This window comes from Zwartia panacis (assembly GCF_030410395.1).
Taxonomy (GTDB): Bacteria; Pseudomonadota; Gammaproteobacteria; order Burkholderiales; family Burkholderiaceae_B; genus Zwartia; species Zwartia panacis.
The window spans coordinates 87,056-107,568 of sequence record NZ_JAUHHF010000005.1 but is presented as its reverse complement, the minus strand read 5'-3'; the positions used below and the strand labels follow the sequence as shown (position 1 = coordinate 107,568).

Below are 20,513 nucleotides of genomic sequence, written 5' to 3'. Positions count from 1 at the left end.
ACGGTGGTGATTGTAGCGCAGGCTTGGCATCCCTGCTGCACTACAATCCCTTTACCCCATCAGGCGTATCCCCAATATGACAAAGTCAGACCTCTTTAGCACCCGTCAAGGCCTTCAGGCTCTCTTGAAAGGCTTTCTGGAACGCGCCTCGCAAGAGCCTGCCGCAGGCTCTTTGCCTTTATATATCGCGGGTCACCGCTGCGGCTGGCTTTTCCCCGGTGCGGCAAAGGCATTGTCCGGGCATCCGAACGTACTGGTCGAAACAACGTCAGCACATTTAGGTCCAAATCTGACATCTGGAGACACACTGGATGCATTTTTAGCCGAAATCGCACAGAAACTGAGGGCTGCGGGGTGTACGCCAGGCTGGCGAAATGAGTTACTGGACATCTGGACCCAGGAAGACCCTCGCGATCAAACATCCTCCAGACGCGTGGGAGCGATTGAAAGAGGGGTCATGCGCCCACTCGGCCTCACCACAAGGGCGGTACATCTGAGCGGCTGGTCTGAAGACGGTCGCCTGTGGGTTGCCAGACGCTCCCTCACAAAAGCCACGGATCCCGGCATGTGGGATACGCTCGTTGGGGGCCTGGTTGGCAATCTTGAGGATCCCGAACTTGCTCTGGTTAGAGAGTCGGACGAAGAAGCAGGCCTGGATGCCCCGGATATTGTCAACCGAACACCCCTTCGCGCGATTGCTCAAATGAAACGTCGGATTCCCGAAGGTTTTCAAACAGAGATCGTCTTGACCTGCGAGAGCGTTCTACCAAGCCACATTATTCCGAGCAATCGCGATGGCGAAGTGATGGAAATAAAGCTTCTGGACACTGAGACCCTTTTGGATATGCTGAAAAACGATGCCTTTACGCTTGAGGCATCGATTGTCATCACTGAGGATCTCTGGCGGCGGACGGCGCAGTAGCGTGCCCCGTCGTTTGTCCGGCCTGTTGCCCAGCCGGTTGAGAATGGGCTTGCGAGCTACTCTGATAAGACCGCCAGACTTCAAGCGCCCGTAAGCGCTGTTTGGCAACAAGCTCAATGGCAGATTTGATCGCGGGGTCCTGAGACATCAGATGGTCGAAGTCTTTCGCAGGCAGGCACAGTAGCTTGCTGTAACCAAGCGATCTGACCTCAAAATTTTCCGACACATCGTGATCGAGCAAGTACATTTCACCAAAAAACTCGCCGGAACCGAGCTCAACATGTGTGCCATCAGGCAGCAAAATTGTGACGGCTCCCGATGCAACAATGTACAAGCCAAATGGCGGTATTTTTTTGCCCCAGATCAGCTGGTCTGGCAAAAAAAGTCTTGGCTTTAACATCTTGGTCACTGCTTGCTGTGCCTGAGGTGGCAGTCCGGTCAATAAAGGGACTCTTGAAACAAGCTCCACGGCATCCATCTCAATATCCAGTGCCGCGTTTTTGTCTAGAAAGGCCCAGCGCTGAGTGACTTGATCCGACAAATTTTCATACACCTCGCCACTAATCAGAGACTGATCAAACATTTCACCATAGCGTTCACGCTCCAGTCGTCTGGCGATGCGACCAAGATAATGCTCCTGCATCCACAAGGAATAATTCGGATATTGCAATTCCAAGGCATGCAAAGCTTCGCGAATAAGTGATAAACGGTGTCCATGCATTTCACTGAGCTGTTCGCACGCCTCTGAGCCCAGGATATCTTTCAGCTTTTGATCAATGAAGTCCAGCAACTGCTGCGAAATCGAACGCATGCACATGAGCGCCACAAAACGTTGGCTGAGCTCGTGCGCCAACCACCTCTGCACACCAAAGATCTCGTACACCCGCATCGCTTGCCTGAAACGGCGGGGATAGCGCATTGAGCGCGCTGTACTGAACTCAAAACCTCGCACACCTCTTAAACGAACAGCTTCTTCAAGTCGCTCTGCGCGACCTAACAGACGCTCAGCCATATTGCGATCAATGATCTGATGCTTCAACACATCGAAGTACCGCTCATATTCCTGACGCGCCAAAATCGTCAAGCCGAGATCAACTCGCTCTCTGACAGAGAAATGCTCAATGTGCAGGTCACTGCCTTCCTCGATGCTTTTATTGAATGCGGTGTAGACACGTTCACGCGCAGGGCCGGACACTTGCTCCAGACGCGCGATCACATCGGTTTCCTGCTGAATCATCGCCGTCGCGACAATCACCGCCTGGTTGCGCAAGGCTCGCTCTTTTTTGGTGAGTAAATTCAAGCCCAGCATCTTGATGACAGGTTGTAATGACAACCCATTGATGAAAAGCGTCGCAAGCACAAATCCCGTCACGGTAATGGCGATGAATTCGCGCGCTTCATTCGGCAAACTCGTCCGTTCAGTGACCGCCAGCGCAAGCGCGAGCGATAGCGCACCTCTCAACCCGCCCCACCACAACACCACGCGAAAACGAGTACCAATCCGTGCGCCCAATCCGGAAAAAGACAAGAGCGGCACCAAACCAAACACAACGATTGCCCGCGCCGTCAGCGTAGCCACGAAGACAATAAACACGTAAAAAAGATGAATCCAAGTGGCATTGGCCATCACCTTGGGAATGAGCATTGCCGCGAACAAGAAAATCAGCGAATTTGCCCAAAAACCAAACTGGTGCCAGGACTGCGAAAGCGTGACAAAGGTTGTCGGCGCCATGCGTGTTCGCCCTGTTGAGCCCACCACTAAACCCGCAACGACTGTCGCGACCACACCCGATACGTGCAAATAGTGCTCAGAAACGAAATAAGACAGATAGGCCACTGAAATCGTTAACGAAATTTCCGCAGCCGGCCAACCGCGCAGCAAAGGAAATGACAGGCAGGCCAATCTTGCCAGCACAAAACCCGTCAATCCGCCCCCAAGGAACAGATATAAAAAATTTTGCGAGAGCGACCCAAAACTCAACTCGGTTGTGTGTGACAACACGCCCATCAATGCGGCATAAAGCGCGATCGCTGCTGCGTCGTTTAACAAACTCTCGCCTTCGACAAGCGTGTTGAGTCTGGCGGGTGCGCCCACTTCTTTGAAAATACCGATCACTGCCGCAGGATCCGTCGTGGCGACGATCGATCCTAGCAACAAGCACACCACCAGACTAAAGCCAGATATTTGCGATAAAACCACCCCTACAAAGACCGTGCTGATAATGACTGCGACAACCGCCATCATTAGAATGGGGCCCAGATCGTCCAATAATCTGCGCACATTCATGGCGAGCGCGGCCTCGAACAATAAAATCGGTAGAAAAACAACCAGAAAGGTCTCGGATGAGACCTCGAACGTGCTGATGATGGTCAGAAACTCCCCAAGGACAGGGGGCGCCCACTGGTGTACGTGAGAAACATATCCCAGCACGCAACCTGCGATCGCCAAAAAAACTGAATAAGGGAGCTTGACCCGACCAGCAAGTGGCGGCATGAAGCAGACGAGCGCGAGCAGGCCCGTCAGTCCAAACACAAAGGAATTGATATCCATACCAACTGATTCCGTTAACCCTGCAGGCGTTGCCTGCTCTTAGAACCTTATGGTACGTGATGTTGGCGGATATTGAATTTAGTTTTTTAGTTTGTTAACGCTAAACGCATTTTTTTCATCGCGGCAACTTCGATCTGACGAATGCGTTCGGCCGATACGCCGAACTCTTCAGCCAGCTCGTGCAGCGTCGCGCCACTGTCGTCTTGTAGCCAGCGCGCCTGGACAATCCGGCGTGAGCGGGGATCGAGTGCATCCAGCGCACGATCGAGACCCGCACCCCGCATCAAGTCTTCGGCACGGCGCTCCAGAACCTGAGTCGGATCAGAGTGCCCCTCGTCAGACAAATATGCGATAGGAGCGTATGCGTCCTCGTCATCGTCCTGGTTTTCCAGCGACATTTCTCGTCCGGAGAGGCGCACCTCCATCTCGCGAACATCTTCAGTGCGAACATTCAAATGCGCCGCGATCTCATCAACTTGTTTCGAGTCGAGCGTTTGTCCGTCCGGACGCATGCTGCGCAGATTAAAAAACAGCTTGCGTTGCGCTTTTGTCGTGGCGACTTTCACCATGCGCCAGTTGCGCACGATGTATTCATGAATTTCAGCTTTGATCCAGTGCACAGCGAAAGAAACAAGTCGAACCCCGCGTTCTGGGTCGAACCTTTTGACGGCTTTCATCAAGCCGACGTTGCCTTCCTGGATCAGGTCGGCGTGAGGCAGTCCATAGCCTAGGTACTGACGCGCCACGGATACCACGAGGCGCAAATGCGACAACACCAGCTCCCGGGCCGCTTCAATATCCTGCTCGTCACGCAAACGTCGGGCAAGCCCGCTCTCTTGCTCCGGCGTCAGCACGGGCAAGCGGTTGACCGTCGCGATATAGGCTTCAATCGTTCCCAACGAACCGGGATTCGATATGGCCATGGCGAGTTGACTAGGTTGCAAGGTTAAAGCTGCCGTATTTGTCATAATCGTAGACTCCTGTTTTCGAGGCGCCATCTGAGTCTTGATATTAGCACTCGAGCGCTGCGAGTGCCAATATGACGGTTTTATATAGCAAAAGTTCCGCAATCTTCGCCGGAGTGTTAATCTGAGGGGCGGTTTCCAGACTGACTGAGTCAGTTTCGAGCTTTTGTTTGTCCCTGGATTCGGGTATGTCCGACTTAGTCAAGTTTCTTTCCAAAATTTTGCTTGCCTGCCTGCTCATTATTGCTGTGGGTTGGGCGACTTACATCGGCGTGCGCTACTACCACGCCGAACAGGTCGCGTACCGCTGGATTTCGGGCTTGGCCGCCAAGCAAGCGGAGTGGGAAAAGAAAATCGCTGCAGAGGGTGGAAACACTCTCACAGGCTTCGCCACCCCCGACCAGCCTCGCCCCGTTCAGGGCCTGGAAGGCAAATTCGCAGGTTTGGCTTATGACCCGCTACAAAAACGCCTGTTAGGTGTGATCAACAAGCCCACTGCTATTGTCGCGCTCTCCACGGACGGACAGCTGCTTGCAACCTACCCCGTCAAAGGCATGTCCGACATCAATGGGATCGCTTGGATGGGTGGCAATCGTGTCGCGCTTGTCAATGGCAAGCGTAACCGGGTCGTCCTCACCGAAATGCCATCGACACCTCAAGCCCTTGATGTCACCCGCGCTTTCGCACTGTTACTCCGCTTTGGCGAGGGTGAAGACGCGAATCAAGGCTTCAACGGTCTGGGCTACGACCTCAAACGCGATCGGCTTTACATCTCAAAGGAACATAGCCCTCGCACCCTGTACCGGGTGAGTGGTCTGAACTATCTGCAATCACCTGATTCACGCGGTCTGCGTATCGAAAACATTAGCCATTGGCTCGACGAGGTCCCTTTTGCAACGGATCTTTCATCCGTTGAGGCAGATCCTGCGAACGGTCGCGTCTACCTGCTGAGCGAGGAATCCCAAATGATTGTTCAGCTCGATGGCGATACGGGACGTGGTCGCGGCATGCTTTCTCTCTCACCCAAGGGTGCCAAGCCCATGCCCCGACCCGAAGGCATTGCGACGGACGACTCCGGCAATCTTTATATCGTCAGCGAGCCCAACCTTTTTTACAGGCTCAAAAAGCCCTGATTACGGGCTTAATATTCGACTATGGCCCGACAACCCCGGCTCTACGCAGAGGGTTACGCCCAGCTCATCAGTGTTGATTTTTCTGAGTCTACACAGCGTAGTCTTCAATCGTTTGACTCTCAGCCCTATCCAGAACTACTGAACTGGCTTGGGCGGCTTGCCCCTTTGCATCAGGTTGCCGTGCACGGCTGGGCAGTCACACCTCGCAGTATGGTTATTTTGGCTACGCCCGAGGCCTCCTCCAGCCTGCCTTCCCTCGTACAGGCCCTTGGTCGCAACTTGGCCGCACAGCTCAGGTCGGGTAGTGTTTTTGCCGGTCGCTATCATTCAACTATTCCTCAACCAGGCCTCTGGGTATTACCCAGTCTGATATGGCTTGAATTACACCCTGTGAGAGAAAAACTTGTCGAGGATGCCGAGTCCTGGCCTTGGTCTTCGGCTCGTACGCATACTGGCGCACCTGGTGCGATGTATTCCTGGCTGCAGCCTCATCCAGACTACTGGCTCTGCGGCAATACGCCGTTTGACCGACAGGCCAACTATCGCCGCAAGCTATCCGAAGGACTACCATCTGCCTCGGACAGACAAATCTCCACCTGCTTGCGCGGCCAATGGGCGCTTGGGGATGAGCGATTCATGGCCGATTTGCAAAAAACGGCAACCCGTCGCGTACAGCCAGGGGTTAGAGGCCGTCCCAAAAAGCAATGATCCGTCCCCATTTTATTTGCACCATTGTTGTGCCCTAAATTAAATGGGGACGCACCCCTATTTATTTCCTTGCATCGCTTGATTTTCAAGGGTATTGTTACGCTCTTGCGCTGCAACATAGCAGCCCGGTCCTGGAGCACGATATGTCGACATTCCCTTTGAATTTCCACCCTTCTAAACCTGTACAGGCGTCCTCTGTTCCGGTTGCGGGCTTGCCACAAGCTCAGGGTCTCTACACGCCATCCAATGAGCACGATGCCTGTGGCGTTGGCTTTGTTGCACATATCAAAGGGCAAAAAAGCCACGCCATCATTGAACAAGGTTTGAAAATCCTTGAAAACCTCGACCACCGTGGTGCGGTCGGTGCAGACAAGCTGATGGGCGATGGCGCAGGCATTCTGATTCAGATACCCGATGCGTTTTTCCGTCAAGAGCTTGCCAAACAGGGCGTCACTCTGCCTGCTCCAGGCGAGTACGGTGTCGCCATGGTGTTCTTGCCCAAAGAAATCGCCTCCCGCCTAGCCTGTGAACAAGAGCTTGAGCGCTCAGTTCGTGCAGAAGGTCAAGTCGTACTTGGCTGGCGCGACGTTCCCGTTGATGCCGATATGCCGATGTCTCCCGCAGTCCGCGCCTGCGAGCCCGTCATCCGCCAGTTGTTTATTGGTCGCGGCGCTGACGTGATGGTACCGGACGCACTCGAAAGAAAGCTTTATGTGATACGCAAAACAGCCAGCCACGCCATTCAGGCCATGGGGCTCGCACACGGCAAAGAATACTTTGTGCCTTCGGCTTCTGTGCGAACCATCGTCTACAAAGGCTTATTGCTCGCCGATCAAGTGGGTCGCTACTACCGCGACTTGGCCGATCCGCTGACCGTCTCGGCGGTTGCCTTGGTCCACCAGCGCTTTTCAACCAACACTTTTCCCGCCTGGCCGCTGGCCCACCCCTATCGCATGATCGCCCACAACGGCGAGATCAACACGGTAAAAGGCAACTTCAACTGGTTACGTGCACGCGAAGGCATGATGCAGTCTGCCGTGCTGGGCGACGATCTCAAAAAGCTCTACCCGATCGTCTACGAGGGTCAGTCAGACACCGCGACTTTCGACAACTGCCTCGAGCTGTTGGTCAATTCAGGCTACTCGCTTGCGCATGCCATGATGATGATGATCCCCGAAGCTTGGGAACAGCACACACACATGGATCCAAGCCGCCGCGCTTTTTACGAATACCATGCGGCGATGATGGAACCCTGGGATGGCCCAGCAGCCGTAGCATTCACTGACGGCCGTCAAATCGGCGCGACGCTTGATCGCAACGGTTTGCGCCCTGCGCGCTATTTGATTACAGATGATGACATGGTCATCATGGCATCCGAAGCCGGCACACTCCCGATTCCTGAAAACCGCATTGTTAAAAAGTGGCGACTGCAGCCTGGCAAGATGTTCCTGATCGACCTTGAACAAGGTCGCATCATTGACGACGCCGAAATCAAATCCCAGCTTGCCAACTCGCGCCCTTATCGCCAGTGGATCGACCGTCTGCGCGTCAAGCTCGAATCGCTCCCCGCACCTGCCAAGCCAAATCTACCCGCGCAGACTACGAGTCTGCTTGATCGTCAGCAGGCTTTCGGCTGGACCCAGGAAGATTTCAAGTTCGTGCTCGAAGTCATGGCTGAATCAGGAGAGGAAGCCATCGGCTCAATGGGCAACGATGCGCCGCTTGCTGTTTTGTCCAGCAAGGCCAAGCCTTTCTACAACTACTTCCGTCAACTCTTTGCTCAGGTGACCAATCCGCCGATCGATCCGATCCGTGAACAAATGGTGATGTCCCTGGTTTCTTTCATTGGTCCCAAGCCAAATCTGCTCGACATTAACAACGTCAACCCGCCTTTGCGCCTCGAAGTCAACCAGCCTGTGCTTGATGACAAAGAGATGGCTAGAATCCGAGGGATCTCCGAGCTGACCGGCGACAAGTTCCGTAGTTTTGAGCTTCACATCAGCTATCCTGCCGCCTGGGGGGCGGACGGCATCGAAGCGCGTCTGGCGGCCTTGTGCGCGCGTGCAGTCGATGCGGTCAAGAGCGGCTACACCGTCTTGATCCTGACCGACCGTAACGTCGATAGCGAGCATGTGGCGATCCCGGCCTTGCTTGCGACCTCGGCGATTCACCAACATCTGATCCGTGAAGGTCTGCGTACCAATACGGGTCTGGTTGTTGAAACCGGATCGGCCCGCGAAGTCCATCACTTCGCTTTGCTCGGTGGCTACGGCGCCGAAGCGATACACCCTTTCCTGGCGATGGAAAGCCTCGCCGCGATCAGCAAGGACCCAGAAAAAGCAATCAAAAATTACGTCAAAGCAATCGGCAAAGGGCTCAATAAAGTCATGTCCAAAATGGGCATCTCGACTTATATGTCCTATTGCGGTGCGCAGATTTTCGAAGCCGTCGGACTGCGCAGCGATCTGGTCAGCAAATATTTTTCAGGTACGGCCAGTACCATCGAAGGCATCGGAATTTTCGAAGTCGCCGAAGAAGCCTTGCGCACACATCGTGCAGCCTTTGGTAACGACCCAGTGCTCGCGAACGCGCTTGAAACGGGTGGCGAATATGCCTTCCGTGTTCGCGGCGAGGAGCATATGTGGACGCCTGACTCGATCGCCAAATTGCAGCATGCGACGCGTGCGAACAACTATCGCACTTACAAAGAATACGCGCAGCTGATCAATGATCAAAGCCGTCGTCACATGACTTTGCGCGGACTGTTTGAGTTCAAGGTTGATCCAGCGCGCGCCATTCCTCTGGATCAGGTTGAGCCTGCAAAAGAAATCGTTAAACGCTTTGCGACTGGCGCGATGTCGCTGGGTTCCATTTCGACCGAAGCGCACTCCGTGCTGGCCGTTGCGATGAACCGCATTGGTGGTAAGTCGAACACCGGTGAGGGCGGCGAAGACGAGTTGCGCTATCGCAGCGAGTTGCGCACTGGCAAAAGCGGCATCAAAGCGGGCGCCACGTTGGCCAGCGAACTCGGTGCTGATCGTATCGCCGCAGACGTTGCGCTCCAGGAGGGCGACTCCATGCGCTCCAAGATCAAACAAGTCGCTTCGGGTCGCTTCGGTGTCAGTGCGGAGTATCTCTCGAGCGCGGACCAAATTCAGATCAAAATGGCGCAGGGTGCCAAGCCTGGCGAGGGTGGTCAGCTGCCCGGACACAAAGTTTCGGAGTACATCGCGAAACTGCGTTGCTCGGTACCAGGGGTAGGGCTGATTTCTCCACCACCCCACCATGACATCTATTCGATCGAGGATCTGGCGCAGCTCATTCATGATCTGAAAAACGTGAATGATCGCGCCTCGATTTCCGTCAAGCTTGTATCCGAAATTGGCGTCGGTACTGTTGCTGCCGGCGTAGCCAAAGCAAAAGCCGACCACGTCACGATTTCTGGACATGACGGCGGCACGGGTGCTTCGCCAGTGTCCTCCATCAAGCATGCAGGTACGCCTTGGGAGCTCGGTCTGGCCGAGACTCAACAGACCCTGATGCTCAACCAGTTGCGCAGCCGTATCCGTGTGCAAGCCGATGGGCAGATGAAAACAGGCCGTGACGTCGTGATCGGTGCGCTGCTGGGTGCGGACGAGTTTGGTTTTGCGACGGCACCGCTGGTTGTTGAAGGTTGCATCATGATGCGCAAGTGCCACCTCAACACCTGCCCGGTTGGTGTCGCCACCCAAGATCCCGTGCTGCGCCAGAAATTCCAGGGCAAGCCAGAGCACGTGGTGAACTACTTCTTCTTTGTCGCCGAAGAAGTACGTGAAATCATGGCTCAGCTCGGCATTAGCAGCTTTGACGAACTGGTTGGTCGCGTCGATCTCTTGGATACTCGCTCTGGTATCGAGCATTGGAAAGCACACGGTCTGGATTTCTCGCGCGTCTTTTATCAACCTTCCACACCAAGCCCACGCAGACATACCGAAGGTCAGGATCACGGACTGGATGCGGCGCTTGACCATCAGCTGATCGAACGAAGCCTACCAGCGCTTGAGCGCGGCGAAAAAGTCTCCTTCATTGTGCCTGTGCGCAACCGCAACCGGACGATTGGCGCCATGTTGTCAGGTCGCGTTGCCTCGCTGTACGGTGACGAAGGTCTGCCTGACGACACGATTCACATTCAGTGCAACGGGACCGCAGGTCAAAGCTTTGGCGCCTTCCTGGCGCGCGGCATCACTCTTGATCTCGTCGGTGAAGGTAACGACTACGTCGGCAAGGGACTGTCGGGTGGAAGGATCATCGTTCGCTCACCCAATGATTTCCGCGGTTTCGGTCCGGACCACATCATTGTTGGCAACACTGTCTTGTACGGTGCCACTGGCGGTGAGGCTTATTTCAACGGTGTCGCAGGTGAACGCTTCGCAGTTCGTAACTCCGGTGCCGCCGCAGTCGTGGAAGGCACAGGCGATCATGGCTGCGAATACATGACCGGTGGCACAGTTGTCGTGCTGGGCGAAACGGGACGCAACTTCGCAGCCGGCATGTCGGGAGGTGTTGCTTACGTCTGGGATCCGGAAGGCTCCTTTATCGAACGCTGCAATATGTCCATGGTCGCGATTGAGCCTGTGTTGTCATCTGCCGAGCAAACTAAAGAGCAAGGCATCGATATCTGGCACAGCATGACCCGTGGCGGTGAGCGCGAAACTGACGAGGCCATTCTCAAGCGTCTGGTTGAAAATCATTTCCGCTACACAGGCAGTTTCCGCGCACGCGATCTCGTGAGCAACTGGGAAGCTGCGCGCGGCAAATTCATCAAAGTCATGCCTGTCGACTACAAGCGCGCGCTCGGCGAAATGTGGCGCGCCGCCAACCCTCAGCCAAAAGCAGCTTAAGGAATCATCATGGGAAAAATTACTGGATTTCTAGAAGTCAAACGCTTGCAAGAGGCCTCTGAGCCACCCGCAAACCGACTCAAGCACTGGCGCGAGTTTGTTTTGCATCTGAGTGATGAGCAGGCGGGCAAACAAGCTGCGCGTTGCATGGATTGTGGCATCCCTTTTTGCAACAATGGGTGCCCTGTCAACAACATCATCCCTGACTGGAATGATCTTGTTTACCGCCAAAACTGGCGCGCCGCACTGGATGTTTTACATTCAACCAACAACTTCCCCGAGTTCACGGGTCGTATTTGCCCGGCACCTTGCGAAGCTGCCTGTACGCTCAACATCAACGACGACGCGGTCGGCATCAAGTCAATCGAACATGCCATCATCGACAAGGGTTGGGAGCAAGGTTGGGTCGTCCCGCAAGTGCCTGCCCAAAAGACAGGTAAAAAAGTGGCTGTGATTGGCTCCGGCCCTGCAGGCTTGGCTTGCGCCCAGCAACTGGCGCGTGTCGGTCACGACGTGACGGTTTTCGAAAAGAATGACCGGATCGGTGGGTTGCTTCGTTACGGCATTCCTGATTTCAAACTTGAAAAGAAACTCATCGATCAGCGTATCGCGCAAATGGAAGCGGAGGGCGTGACCTTCAAAGCTTCGCATTATGTGGGTCAGGCAGGCGATGCGCCCGAAAAAGGTTTGACGGTCAAAACGCCAGAATCGCTTCAAAAAGAATTCGATGCGATTGTGTTGACGGGCGGCTGCGAAACGCCGCGCGACTTGCCTATTCCTGGACGTGAGCTGGATGGTGTCATGTACGCCATGGACTTTTTGCGTCCACAAAACAAAGTGGTTGCCGGTGACAAACTCAGCAATCAGGTTTTGGCAAAAGGCAAACACGTTGTGGTCATTGGTGGTGGAGATACCGGCTCGGACTGCGTGGGCACGAGCAATCGCCACGGCGCGAAATCCGTCACCCAGATCGAACTCATGCCTCGCCCGCCCGAGAGCGAGAACAAAGCCATGACATGGCCCTATTGGCCCGCCAAGCTGCGTACTTCGTCCTCGCACGAAGAAGGCGCCGAACGCGACTGGGCCATCACCAGCAAATCTCTTGTCGGCAAAAACGGTAAAGTTGAAAAACTGGTGGCTGCACGCGTCGAGTGGATCAAGGATGAGACCACTGGACAAATGCGTATGCAGGAAATCAAAGGTTCAGAGTTTGATATCCAGGCCGACCTGGTGCTCTTGGCAATGGGTTTTGTCGCGCCCGTCAGCAATGTTTTGACTGCTTTTGGCATTGACCAGGATCCACGCGGCAATGCACGCGCCAATACCGATGACTACAAGAGCAATGTCGACAAAGTCTTTGCCGCAGGCGACATGAGACGTGGTCAGTCCCTCGTGGTGTGGGCGATCCGCGAGGGTCGTCAATGCGCTCGTTCGGTCGATGAGTTCCTGATGGGCTCAAGCGAACTTCCACGTTAAACCGGTCTTACAGGTTACAGGCACTTCCATGAAAAAAATGTCACGCCTCTTTCAATTCGCAGTATCCGGTTTGTTGGCTGTTTTATCTCTTGCGCCAATCCAGGCCCAAGCGCAGGCAACAGACAACTGGCCGAACAAGGGGCTGACATTGATTGTGCCTTATGCGCCGGGAGGCTTTTCTGACACCAGAATGCGGCTTTTGGCGCGTAAGCTTTCAGACAAACTCGGTCAACCTGTTGTGGTCGAAAATAAAGGTGGCGCAGGCGGAGTCATCGGGACATCCATGATCGCCAAAGCCGCGCCCGATGGCTACACACTTGGGTCTGGAAATCTCGCCCCTCTGGCGGTGAATCCCTCACTGATGCCCAAGATGCCATATAACGTCGCCCGGGATCTGGCACCCGTGATTTTGATCGAAAACAGTCCGCTTGTATTAAGCGTGGCGAACAACATGCCGGTCAAAACGCTCGACGAACTTATCGCTCTGGCTAAAAAAGAACCTGGCAAACTGACGTTCGGCTCCTCTGGTGTGGGTGGCGCGCATCATTTGTCAGGCGAAATGTTCAGGGACTCCGCCAAAATCGATATTACGCACGTGCCCTACAAAGGGGGCTCACCCGCAGCGACAGATCTCATGGCCGGACACCTGAACATGATGTTTGAAATGGGCTACGCGGCGCTACCCTCCATTCAAGGTGGCCGAGTCCGCCCCATCGCGGTCACTTCCGCCGAGCGACTGACAATCCTTCCAGATGTGCCCACGATGTCAGAGCTTGGCATAAAAGGTTTTGAATCCTACAATTGGCAAGGGATCATCGTACCGGCCGGGACGCCGGCTCCCATCATCGCCAAATTGAATCAGGCTTTTAACGAAATTCTCAAAGACCCCGACGTCGCTACTGCGATTTCAAGCGTCGGGAGTCAAGCGGTGGGCGGCACACCTGAAGCTTTTGGCAACTTTATCGCCTCAGAAACCGCCAAATGGACAAAAGTCATTAAATCGGCAGATATCAAGCTGAATTAAGTCTCCAGCCATCTTTTGTGCCGTCAGTCGGTCGCGAACACCGGGCAGCGAGCGCTACAATGCAGGGTCACTGGGTATTCTTACCTGTTCCAGCCATTTGGCGATGACCTCACCGGGTTCCTGATGCCCTCGCTTTCTTCCGCACCTGACGATCTCGTTTTACGCCTGGCCGATGTGTCACTGGGCTATGGAGACGTGAGTATTTTGCGCGATATCTCTCTGAATGTCCGACGCGGGCAGGTGGTGGCTCTGATGGGTGGATCAGGCTCTGGGAAAACAACCCTTCTGCGCGCAGCGACGGGACAAATCAAAGCGCGCGCTGGCGTTGTCAGTCTCTTTAATCAAGATCTCGCTCAGGTCACTGGCGATCAGCTGCAAACCCTGCGCCAAAAAATGGGGGTGCTCTTTCAGCAAGGCGCGTTGTTCACAGATCTCAACGTCTTTGAAAATGTCGCTTTTCCCCTCAGAGAACACACCAAACTCTCGCCTTCCGAATTGCTCGCGCGTGTTCTGGACAAACTCGAGGCTGTCGGGCTGCGCACGGCTGCACATCTCAAAGTCTCAGAAATATCCGGTGGCATGGCACGCCGCGTGGCGCTTGCGCGCGCAGTTGTTCTGGAACCCGAGCTCGTGTTGTATGACGAGCCTTTCGCAGGTCTCGATCCCATTTCACTTGGGATTACAGCAAGACTGATACGAAGCCTCTCGGATCGACTCGGCTGTGCTTCGGTTGTGATTACACATGACATCACGGAGTCTTTTGCCATCGCGGATCATGTTTATCTGATCGGTCAGGGAGCCATCAAAGCACACGGAACGCCAACGACACTGGGCAATTCGCCAGATCCATATGTTCAGCAGTTTTTAAAAGGCGAGCCTGACGGACCGGTGCCTTTTGATTACCCCAGCACGCCAAAATTCGAGTCTTGGCTCAAACAGCAAGAGGCGCGTCGATGAGTCCTAATCGCGCGCTCGAAATAACCGGCCGCATGGTGCGCACCCGAATCGTCGGGCTCGGTATGTTTACGCGGTTTTTTCTGCTGCTTCTGCGACGCAGCGGCATTGCTTTGACGCGTCCGCGCCTGGTCACCCAACAAATCCATTTCATTGGCAACTATTCTCTGCTGATCATTGCTGTGTCCGGACTCTTTGTTGGTTTCGTGCTCGGGCTTCAAGGTTATTACACCCTCAATCGTTACGGTTCCGAAGAAGCACTTGGCCTGTTGGTGGCACTTTCACTCACCCGTGAGCTGGGTCCCGTGGTGACAGCCTTGCTTTTTGCCGGCCGAGCTGGCACCTCCCTGACAGCGGAAATTGGTCTGATGAAAGCAGGTGAACAACTTGCCGCCATGGAAGTGATGGCCGTTGATCCCATTCGCCGAGTGCTGGCCCCGCGGTTCTGGGGAGGCGTCATTGCCATGCCTATTTTGGCGGCTGTCTTTTCAATGGTGGGTATTCTAGGCGGCTGGATTGTAGGTGTACTGATGATCGGCATCGACACTGGCGCCTTTTGGTCTCAAATGCAAAGTGGCGTTGACGTCTGGAAAGACGTCATGAATGGCGTCATCAAAAGCCTTGTGTTCGGAGTTGCCGTCACCTTGATTGCGCTCTACGAAGGCTGGCAATCCCGCCCGACCCCCGAAGGTGTGGCACGCGCAACAACCCGTACGGTTGTAGCCGGCTCTCTTGCAGTGTTGGGTCTTGATTTTCTGCTGACCGCCTTGATGTTCAGCAACTGATATTGGAACCGAAATGTCTACTGAAAAAACAGACTGGTGGGTTGGACTCTTTGTGCTTCTGGGTGGAATCGCCATCACGTTTCTGGCCTTACGCGCCGCAAATCTAAGCAGCTTTTCCATCGCTCAGACCTATACCCTGTCGGCCAAGTTCGATAACATCGGCGGACTCAAAGTCAGGGCTCCCGTCAAAAGCGCGGGAGTGGTGGTTGGACGCGTGTCATCGATCTCTCTGGACACCAAGACCTACCAGGCTGTCGTCCAGCTGGATATGGAAAAAGGTTTTCTTTTCCCCGTTGACTCGTCTGCGAAAATTCTGACCTCAGGTTTATTAGGTGAGCAATACATTGGTCTCGAAGCGGGTGGGGACGACACCAATCTCGCCAACAACGGCACCATTCAATACACTCAGAGCGCAATCGTGCTAGAAAGCCTGATTAGCCAGTTTCTGTTTAATACTGCGGAAAAGCAAGGTAGTGAGACGGCTCCCGCTTCGGGCTCAGCCAAGCCTAAAAATTAATAATGGTTACTACTATGAAGACGCATATTATTCATAAAACCCTGCTCATCGGGCTACTAGCTGTTCTCGGTGGCTGCGCGACGCACTCCGTGACCACGCCGATCGCCGCAGACCCATGGGAAAGTTCCAACCGGGCGGTTTTTGAGTTCAACGACACGATTGACCGCGCCATTTTCAAGCCTGTCGCCCGAGCTTATGCCACTATCACGCCTCAACCCATCCGAACTTGCATCCACAACATCTTTTTGAACATCGGAGATATCTGGGCAGGCGTGAATAGCTCTCTTCAAGGAAGGCATATTGATGCCATCAACACGTTTGGCCGGGTCATGCTCAATACTACCCTAGGCCTGGGCGGCTGTTTGGACCTTGCCAGCACCACAGGCGCTAAACGCATCCCGAACGATTTTGGTGTCACCCTAGGCGTCTGGGGAATCAGTTCGGGACCCTATATTGTTTTGCCGCTGATCGGGGCAAGTACTGTTCGTGATGGCACGGGTCTCATCGCTGACGCATATGTCAATCAATTCGGCTATGGTCAGATGGTGACCGATATTTCAGTTCGAAACTCGATCTACGGACTGGAGGTCGTCCAGCGTCGCGAAGCCTTGCTCGAAGTCAGCGATACCGTTGATCGCACAGCGCTGGACCGCTACAGCTTTATCCGCGATGCCTATCTCAAACGTCGCGAAGTTCAAGTCAAAGGACCGATTGCTGACGCAGAAAGCTTGCCAAGCTACGAAGATGACGAAGCCGTCTCCGCAGATCGCAAGGCACTCGGCCTGCCTCCTCGTAACCAATAAGGTATGAACATGTTTGCTTATCTTGCACGCTTAACTCTACTCTTGGCACTTGCTTCAGGGCTTTCTGCGGGCGTCAATGCTCAGCAAAAGCCTAATCCGATGGGGTCACCCAATGAATTTGTGCAACAGGTGGCGGATCAAGTTTTAACGGCCCTTAAAGCGGATACTGCAGCGCGTTCAGGCGACATCAAGCGTATCAACCAAATTGTGGATGAAATGATCCTGCCATACGTCAATTTCGAAAAAACGACGCGCCTCGCTGCGGGTCGAAACTGGCGAGAAGCGACGGCCGATCAAAAAACTGCGCTCAGTGCCGCATTCAGAGGGACGCTTGCGCGAACCTATAGCGGTGCATTTACCAAAGTCAACGATTCAACCAGCATCAAAACGCTGCCCTTCAGGGGTGACGCCAATGCCAATGACGTTGTCGTGAAGTCCCTCGTCACACAACGCGCGAACTCACAACCGTTCTCGCTGGACTACCGCCTTGAAAAAACACCTCAAGGCTGGAAGATCTACGACATCAATGTGGAAAATGTCTGGCTGATTGAAAACTATCGCAATCAATTTACTCAGCAAATTAACCAGAACGGCATTGACGGCCTGATTGCCGCGCTCAACCAGCGAGCACAATAAACCTATGTCTGCAGTTTCGCTAGAACACGTTTCAAAAATTTATCCTCCTCGGGCCACCGGTTGGCGCGGGCTGTTTACGAAACCACAAGGCCCGGGCTTTCAAGCACTGGACGATGTCTCGCTCACCATCGAGCATGGTGAGTTCTTTGGCTTGCTCGGACCCAACGGTGCGGGCAAAACAACTCTCATTTCCGTATTGGCTGGTCTGTGTCTCGCCAGTGCGGGTCGCGCGAGTGTTTGTGGACATGATGTCGTAAACGACTATCAGGCGGCCCGTCGATCACTCGGTGTCGTCCCGCAAGAGCTCGTCTACGATCCGTTTTTTACAGTGCGCGAAACACTGCGCATCCAGTCAGGATATTTTGGTTTTAGAAAAAACGACGACTGGATCGATGAGATCCTTGCTCACCTAGGCCTTTCTGACAAAGCGGATGAAAATATGCGTGCGCTGTCCGGTGGCATGAAGCGTCGGGTATTAGTTGCTCAGGCACTTGTTCACCGTCCGCCTGTCATCGTCCTGGACGAACCGACCGCGGGCGTTGATGTCGACCTGCGCCGCAGCCTGTGGGAGTTTATTTCCCGTCTCAATCGCGAAGGCCACACCATCATGCTGACAACACACTACCTCGAAGAGGCAGAAGCACTGTGCGGCAGAGTCGCGATGCTTAAACACGGTCAAATCGTCGCGCTCGAATCAACCGAAGCCCTCTTGGCCCGTACCGGCGGCAGCCTCGAAGAGGCATTTGTGCAAATCATGAATCATTCGGGCACCAACGAACTGGAGAAACAAGTATGACGCGCGTGCTTCTGACCGCACGCCCTGGCGCGGGCTCCGGCTTTCCAACTTTGCTGGGTAAAGAATTGTTGCGTTTCTGGAAAGTGGGTTTTCAGACAATCGCGGCACCCGTCATTACCGCTTTGCTCTACCTGGTGATCTTTGCACAGGTGTTGCAGGATCGTATCCAAGTCTACGGAACCGTTCCATACACCGCGTTTCTCATTCCTGGACTGATGATGATGAGCATGTTGCAAAATGCTTTTGCAAATCCCTCTTCTTCACTGATTCAAAGTCGCGTGACAGGCAACCTCGTGTTCGTCCTGCTACCGCCGATTTCACACCGCGAATTTTTCAGCGCCTACATGATCGCCGGTATTTTGCGTGGCATCGCAGTCGGGGCCTGTGTCTGGCTCGTCTCGCTTTATTTTGTTCCACTTGGTGTCAAACAGCCCATCTGGGCATTTGTTTTTGCAGTGCTGTCTTGCGGCATTATGGCTATTCTGGGCTTGATTGCCGGTCTGACCTCTGAAAAATTTGATCAGCTCGCTGCATTCCAGAATTTCCTCATCATGCCAGCCACCTTTTTATCAGGCGTGTTTTATTCAGTTCATACGCTGCCCCCTTTCTGGCAGAAAGTCTCTCACTGGAATCCTCTGTTTTATACGATTGACGGGTTTCGCTATGGGTTTTTCGGTATCGCCGATGTCTCTCCCTGGCAGAGTCTAGCCGTGGTGGGGGGAGTGTTCATCGCGCTCACCCTGTTCGCGCTTCGTTTGCTAGGGACCGGTTACAAACTCAGAAGCTAAGATTGAAGAGCACTGAAAAAATACCAGACTTGTATTACACACATACTTTGATCAAGGACAGACCTCAACATGTTGCCCACTCCTGAAGACATCCGCACCTATATCGCTGCAGGGTTGCCTTGCGAACACCTTGAGGTCACGGGTGATGGTTCGCACTTCGAGGCCTTGATTGTGAGCGCCGCTTTCACAGGCAAGCGTCCAATCGCCCGTCACCAGCTCGTCTACAGCGTGCTGGGCGACCGGATGAAACAAGAGATTCATGCGCTTTCCATGCGTACTTTGACTCCCGAAGAGTTCAACGGAAACCGCTAAATGGACAAGCTTCGCATCACAGGGGGTCGCACACTCAAAGGCGAGATTGACATATCAGGCGCCAAGAATGCGGCTCTGCCGATTTTATGTGCAGGTCTGTTGACCGCGGATACGGTCACGCTCACCAATGTTCCAAAACTGAACGACATTGCGACCACGCTCAAATTGCTCGGGCAATTAGGCGTTCGCACCGATCGCGCAAGCGACGATACGGTGAGCATTACCGCCGATCAACTCACCGCGCTCGAAGCGCCTTATGAGCTCGTTAAAACCATGCGCGCCTCGATACTGGTGCTGGGTCCTTTATTGGCGCGTTTCGGCGAAGCCCGCGTCAGCTTGCCTGGCGGTTGCGCCATCGGTCAAAGACCTGTGGATCAACACATCCAAGGGCTTGCCGCGCTCGGGGCAGACATCAAAATCGAACACGGCTTCGTTGTGGCCAGAGCCAAAAAACTCAAGGGCGCAGTCGTACGCACTGATATGGTGACCGTCACAGGAACAGAAAACCTGATGATGGCGGCAGTCTTGGCCGATGGACAAACCATCCTGGAAAATGCCGCACGCGAGCCTGAAGTTGTCGACCTGGCGGAGCTTCTCATTAAAATGGGTGCGCGCATCAAGGGACATGGCACCGATCGCATTGTGATCGAAGGGGTCGCTTCCTTGCATGGCGCCACGCACGATGTGATTCCGGACCGAATCGAAGCGGGCAGCTTTCTGTGTGCGGTCGGTGCAGCAGGCGGTGACATCATGCTGCGACGCGCCGCCCCTGCAACGATGGGCGCGACTATATCCAAGCTTCAAGAAGCGGGTCTTACGATCCAGACTGGAGATGACTGGATTCAGGCAAGCATGCATAAGCGGCCCAAGGCTGTTGATTTTCGTACCCACGAATACCCGGGTTTTGCGACTGACATGCAGGCGCAATTAATGGCACTGAACACCATTGCCGACGGGACCTCCGTGATTGCGGAAACCATTTTTGAAAACCGGTTCATGCACGTTCAGGAACTCTTGCGTTTAGGCGCCAATATCGATATCGATGGCCATACTGCGGTGGTACGAGGCGTCGATCGTTTGTCTGGCGCGACTGTCATGGCGACCGATCTGCGCGCATCAGCCAGCCTGGTCATCGCCGGCTTGGCCGCCGAGGGCGAAACCCTGGTAGAGCGTATTTACCACCTTGACCGCGGCTACGAACGCATGGAACACAAACTCAGAGCCCTGGGGGCTCAAATCGAAAGAATATCCAGTTAAAGGAAA

17 protein-coding genes are annotated in these 20,513 nt (G+C 54.3%); 15 read left to right on the top strand and 2 right to left on the bottom strand.

Features of this window, described 5'->3' with window-relative positions; genetic code table 11:
* The first annotated feature begins 76 nt into the window (after positions 1-76).
* A complete protein-coding gene (locus QWY30_RS09030) occupies positions 77-922 on the top strand; it encodes an NUDIX hydrolase (protein WP_290240278.1) in 846 nt (281 codons plus the stop codon).
* Here the strand turns inward: QWY30_RS09030 and QWY30_RS09025 are convergent.
* Complete coding sequence (locus QWY30_RS09025; protein ID WP_290240276.1) at positions 888-3,473, bottom strand: cation:proton antiporter; 2,586 nt, start codon at positions 3,471-3,473, stop codon at positions 888-890. The two genes, QWY30_RS09030 and QWY30_RS09025, sit on opposite strands and share 35 nt — an antisense overlap.
* An 86-nt stretch (positions 3,474-3,559) precedes the next feature.
* Positions 3,560-4,441: an RNA polymerase sigma factor RpoH gene (rpoH, locus tag QWY30_RS09020; protein ID WP_290240274.1), complete on the bottom strand. Its 882-nt coding sequence runs from the start codon at positions 4,439-4,441 to the stop codon at positions 3,560-3,562.
* Positions 4,442-4,626: 185 nt separating this feature from the next.
* Between rpoH and QWY30_RS09015 the strand changes: the two genes are divergently transcribed.
* From QWY30_RS09015 to murA, 14 genes are all read left to right on the top strand, one after another.
* Positions 4,627-5,571: an SdiA-regulated domain-containing protein gene (locus QWY30_RS09015; RefSeq protein ID WP_290240273.1), complete on the top strand. Its 945-nt coding sequence runs from the start codon at positions 4,627-4,629 to the stop codon at positions 5,569-5,571.
* Between the two features lie 21 nt (positions 5,572-5,592).
* Positions 5,593-6,279, top strand: a complete 687-nt coding sequence (locus tag QWY30_RS09010; RefSeq protein WP_290240271.1) for a hypothetical protein — start codon at positions 5,593-5,595, stop codon at positions 6,277-6,279.
* 143 nt (positions 6,280-6,422) lie between these two features.
* Complete coding sequence (locus QWY30_RS09005; protein WP_290240269.1) at positions 6,423-11,159, top strand: glutamate synthase-related protein; 4,737 nt, start codon at positions 6,423-6,425, stop codon at positions 11,157-11,159.
* Between the two features lie 9 nt (positions 11,160-11,168).
* Positions 11,169-12,635: a glutamate synthase subunit beta gene (locus tag QWY30_RS09000; RefSeq protein WP_290240267.1), complete on the top strand. Its 1,467-nt coding sequence runs from the start codon at positions 11,169-11,171 to the stop codon at positions 12,633-12,635.
* 37 nt (positions 12,636-12,672) lie between these two features.
* Positions 12,673-13,659 (top strand): Bug family tripartite tricarboxylate transporter substrate binding protein, encoded by a 987-nt coding sequence (locus QWY30_RS08995; RefSeq protein ID WP_435433384.1) that lies wholly within the window; start codon positions 12,673-12,675, stop codon positions 13,657-13,659.
* Between the two features lie 123 nt (positions 13,660-13,782).
* A complete protein-coding gene (locus tag QWY30_RS08990) occupies positions 13,783-14,616 on the top strand; it encodes an ABC transporter ATP-binding protein (RefSeq protein ID WP_290240262.1) in 834 nt (277 codons plus the stop codon).
* On the top strand, positions 14,613-15,398 hold the full coding sequence (gene mlaE / locus QWY30_RS08985) for a lipid asymmetry maintenance ABC transporter permease subunit MlaE (protein ID WP_290240261.1): 786 nt from the start codon (positions 14,613-14,615) through the stop codon (positions 15,396-15,398). Before QWY30_RS08990 ends, mlaE begins: the two co-directional genes overlap by 4 nt.
* A 13-nt stretch (positions 15,399-15,411) precedes the next feature.
* Positions 15,412-15,915, top strand: coding sequence for an outer membrane lipid asymmetry maintenance protein MlaD (gene mlaD, locus QWY30_RS08980; protein WP_290240259.1), 504 nt, complete (start codon positions 15,412-15,414; stop codon positions 15,913-15,915).
* A gap of 14 nt (positions 15,916-15,929) precedes the next feature.
* Positions 15,930-16,718 carry an MlaA family lipoprotein gene (locus QWY30_RS08975; protein WP_290240257.1) on the top strand — a complete coding sequence of 263 codons (789 nt, stop codon included), beginning with the start codon at positions 15,930-15,932 and terminating at the stop codon, positions 16,716-16,718.
* Positions 16,719-16,727: 9 nt separating this feature from the next.
* Positions 16,728-17,354, top strand: a complete 627-nt coding sequence (locus tag QWY30_RS08970; RefSeq protein WP_290240255.1) for an MlaC/ttg2D family ABC transporter substrate-binding protein — start codon at positions 16,728-16,730, stop codon at positions 17,352-17,354.
* Positions 17,355-17,358: 4 nt separating this feature from the next.
* The gene (locus tag QWY30_RS08965; RefSeq protein WP_290240253.1) at positions 17,359-18,150 is read left to right on the top strand and encodes an ABC transporter ATP-binding protein; all 792 of its coding nucleotides are present in this window, start codon (positions 17,359-17,361) and stop codon (positions 18,148-18,150) included.
* Entirely contained in the window at positions 18,147-18,938 is a 792-nt protein-coding gene (locus tag QWY30_RS08960) for an ABC transporter permease (RefSeq protein ID WP_290240251.1), read from the top strand. The genes QWY30_RS08965 and QWY30_RS08960 overlap by 4 nt, the downstream gene beginning before the upstream one ends.
* Positions 18,939-19,007: 69 nt before the next feature.
* Positions 19,008-19,250 (top strand): BolA family protein, encoded by a 243-nt coding sequence (locus QWY30_RS08955; protein ID WP_290240249.1) that lies wholly within the window; start codon positions 19,008-19,010, stop codon positions 19,248-19,250.
* On the top strand, positions 19,251-20,507 hold the full coding sequence (gene murA, locus QWY30_RS08950) for a UDP-N-acetylglucosamine 1-carboxyvinyltransferase (RefSeq protein ID WP_290240247.1): 1,257 nt from the start codon (positions 19,251-19,253) through the stop codon (positions 20,505-20,507). It begins immediately after the preceding gene.
* Positions 20,508-20,513: the final 6 nt, after the last annotated feature.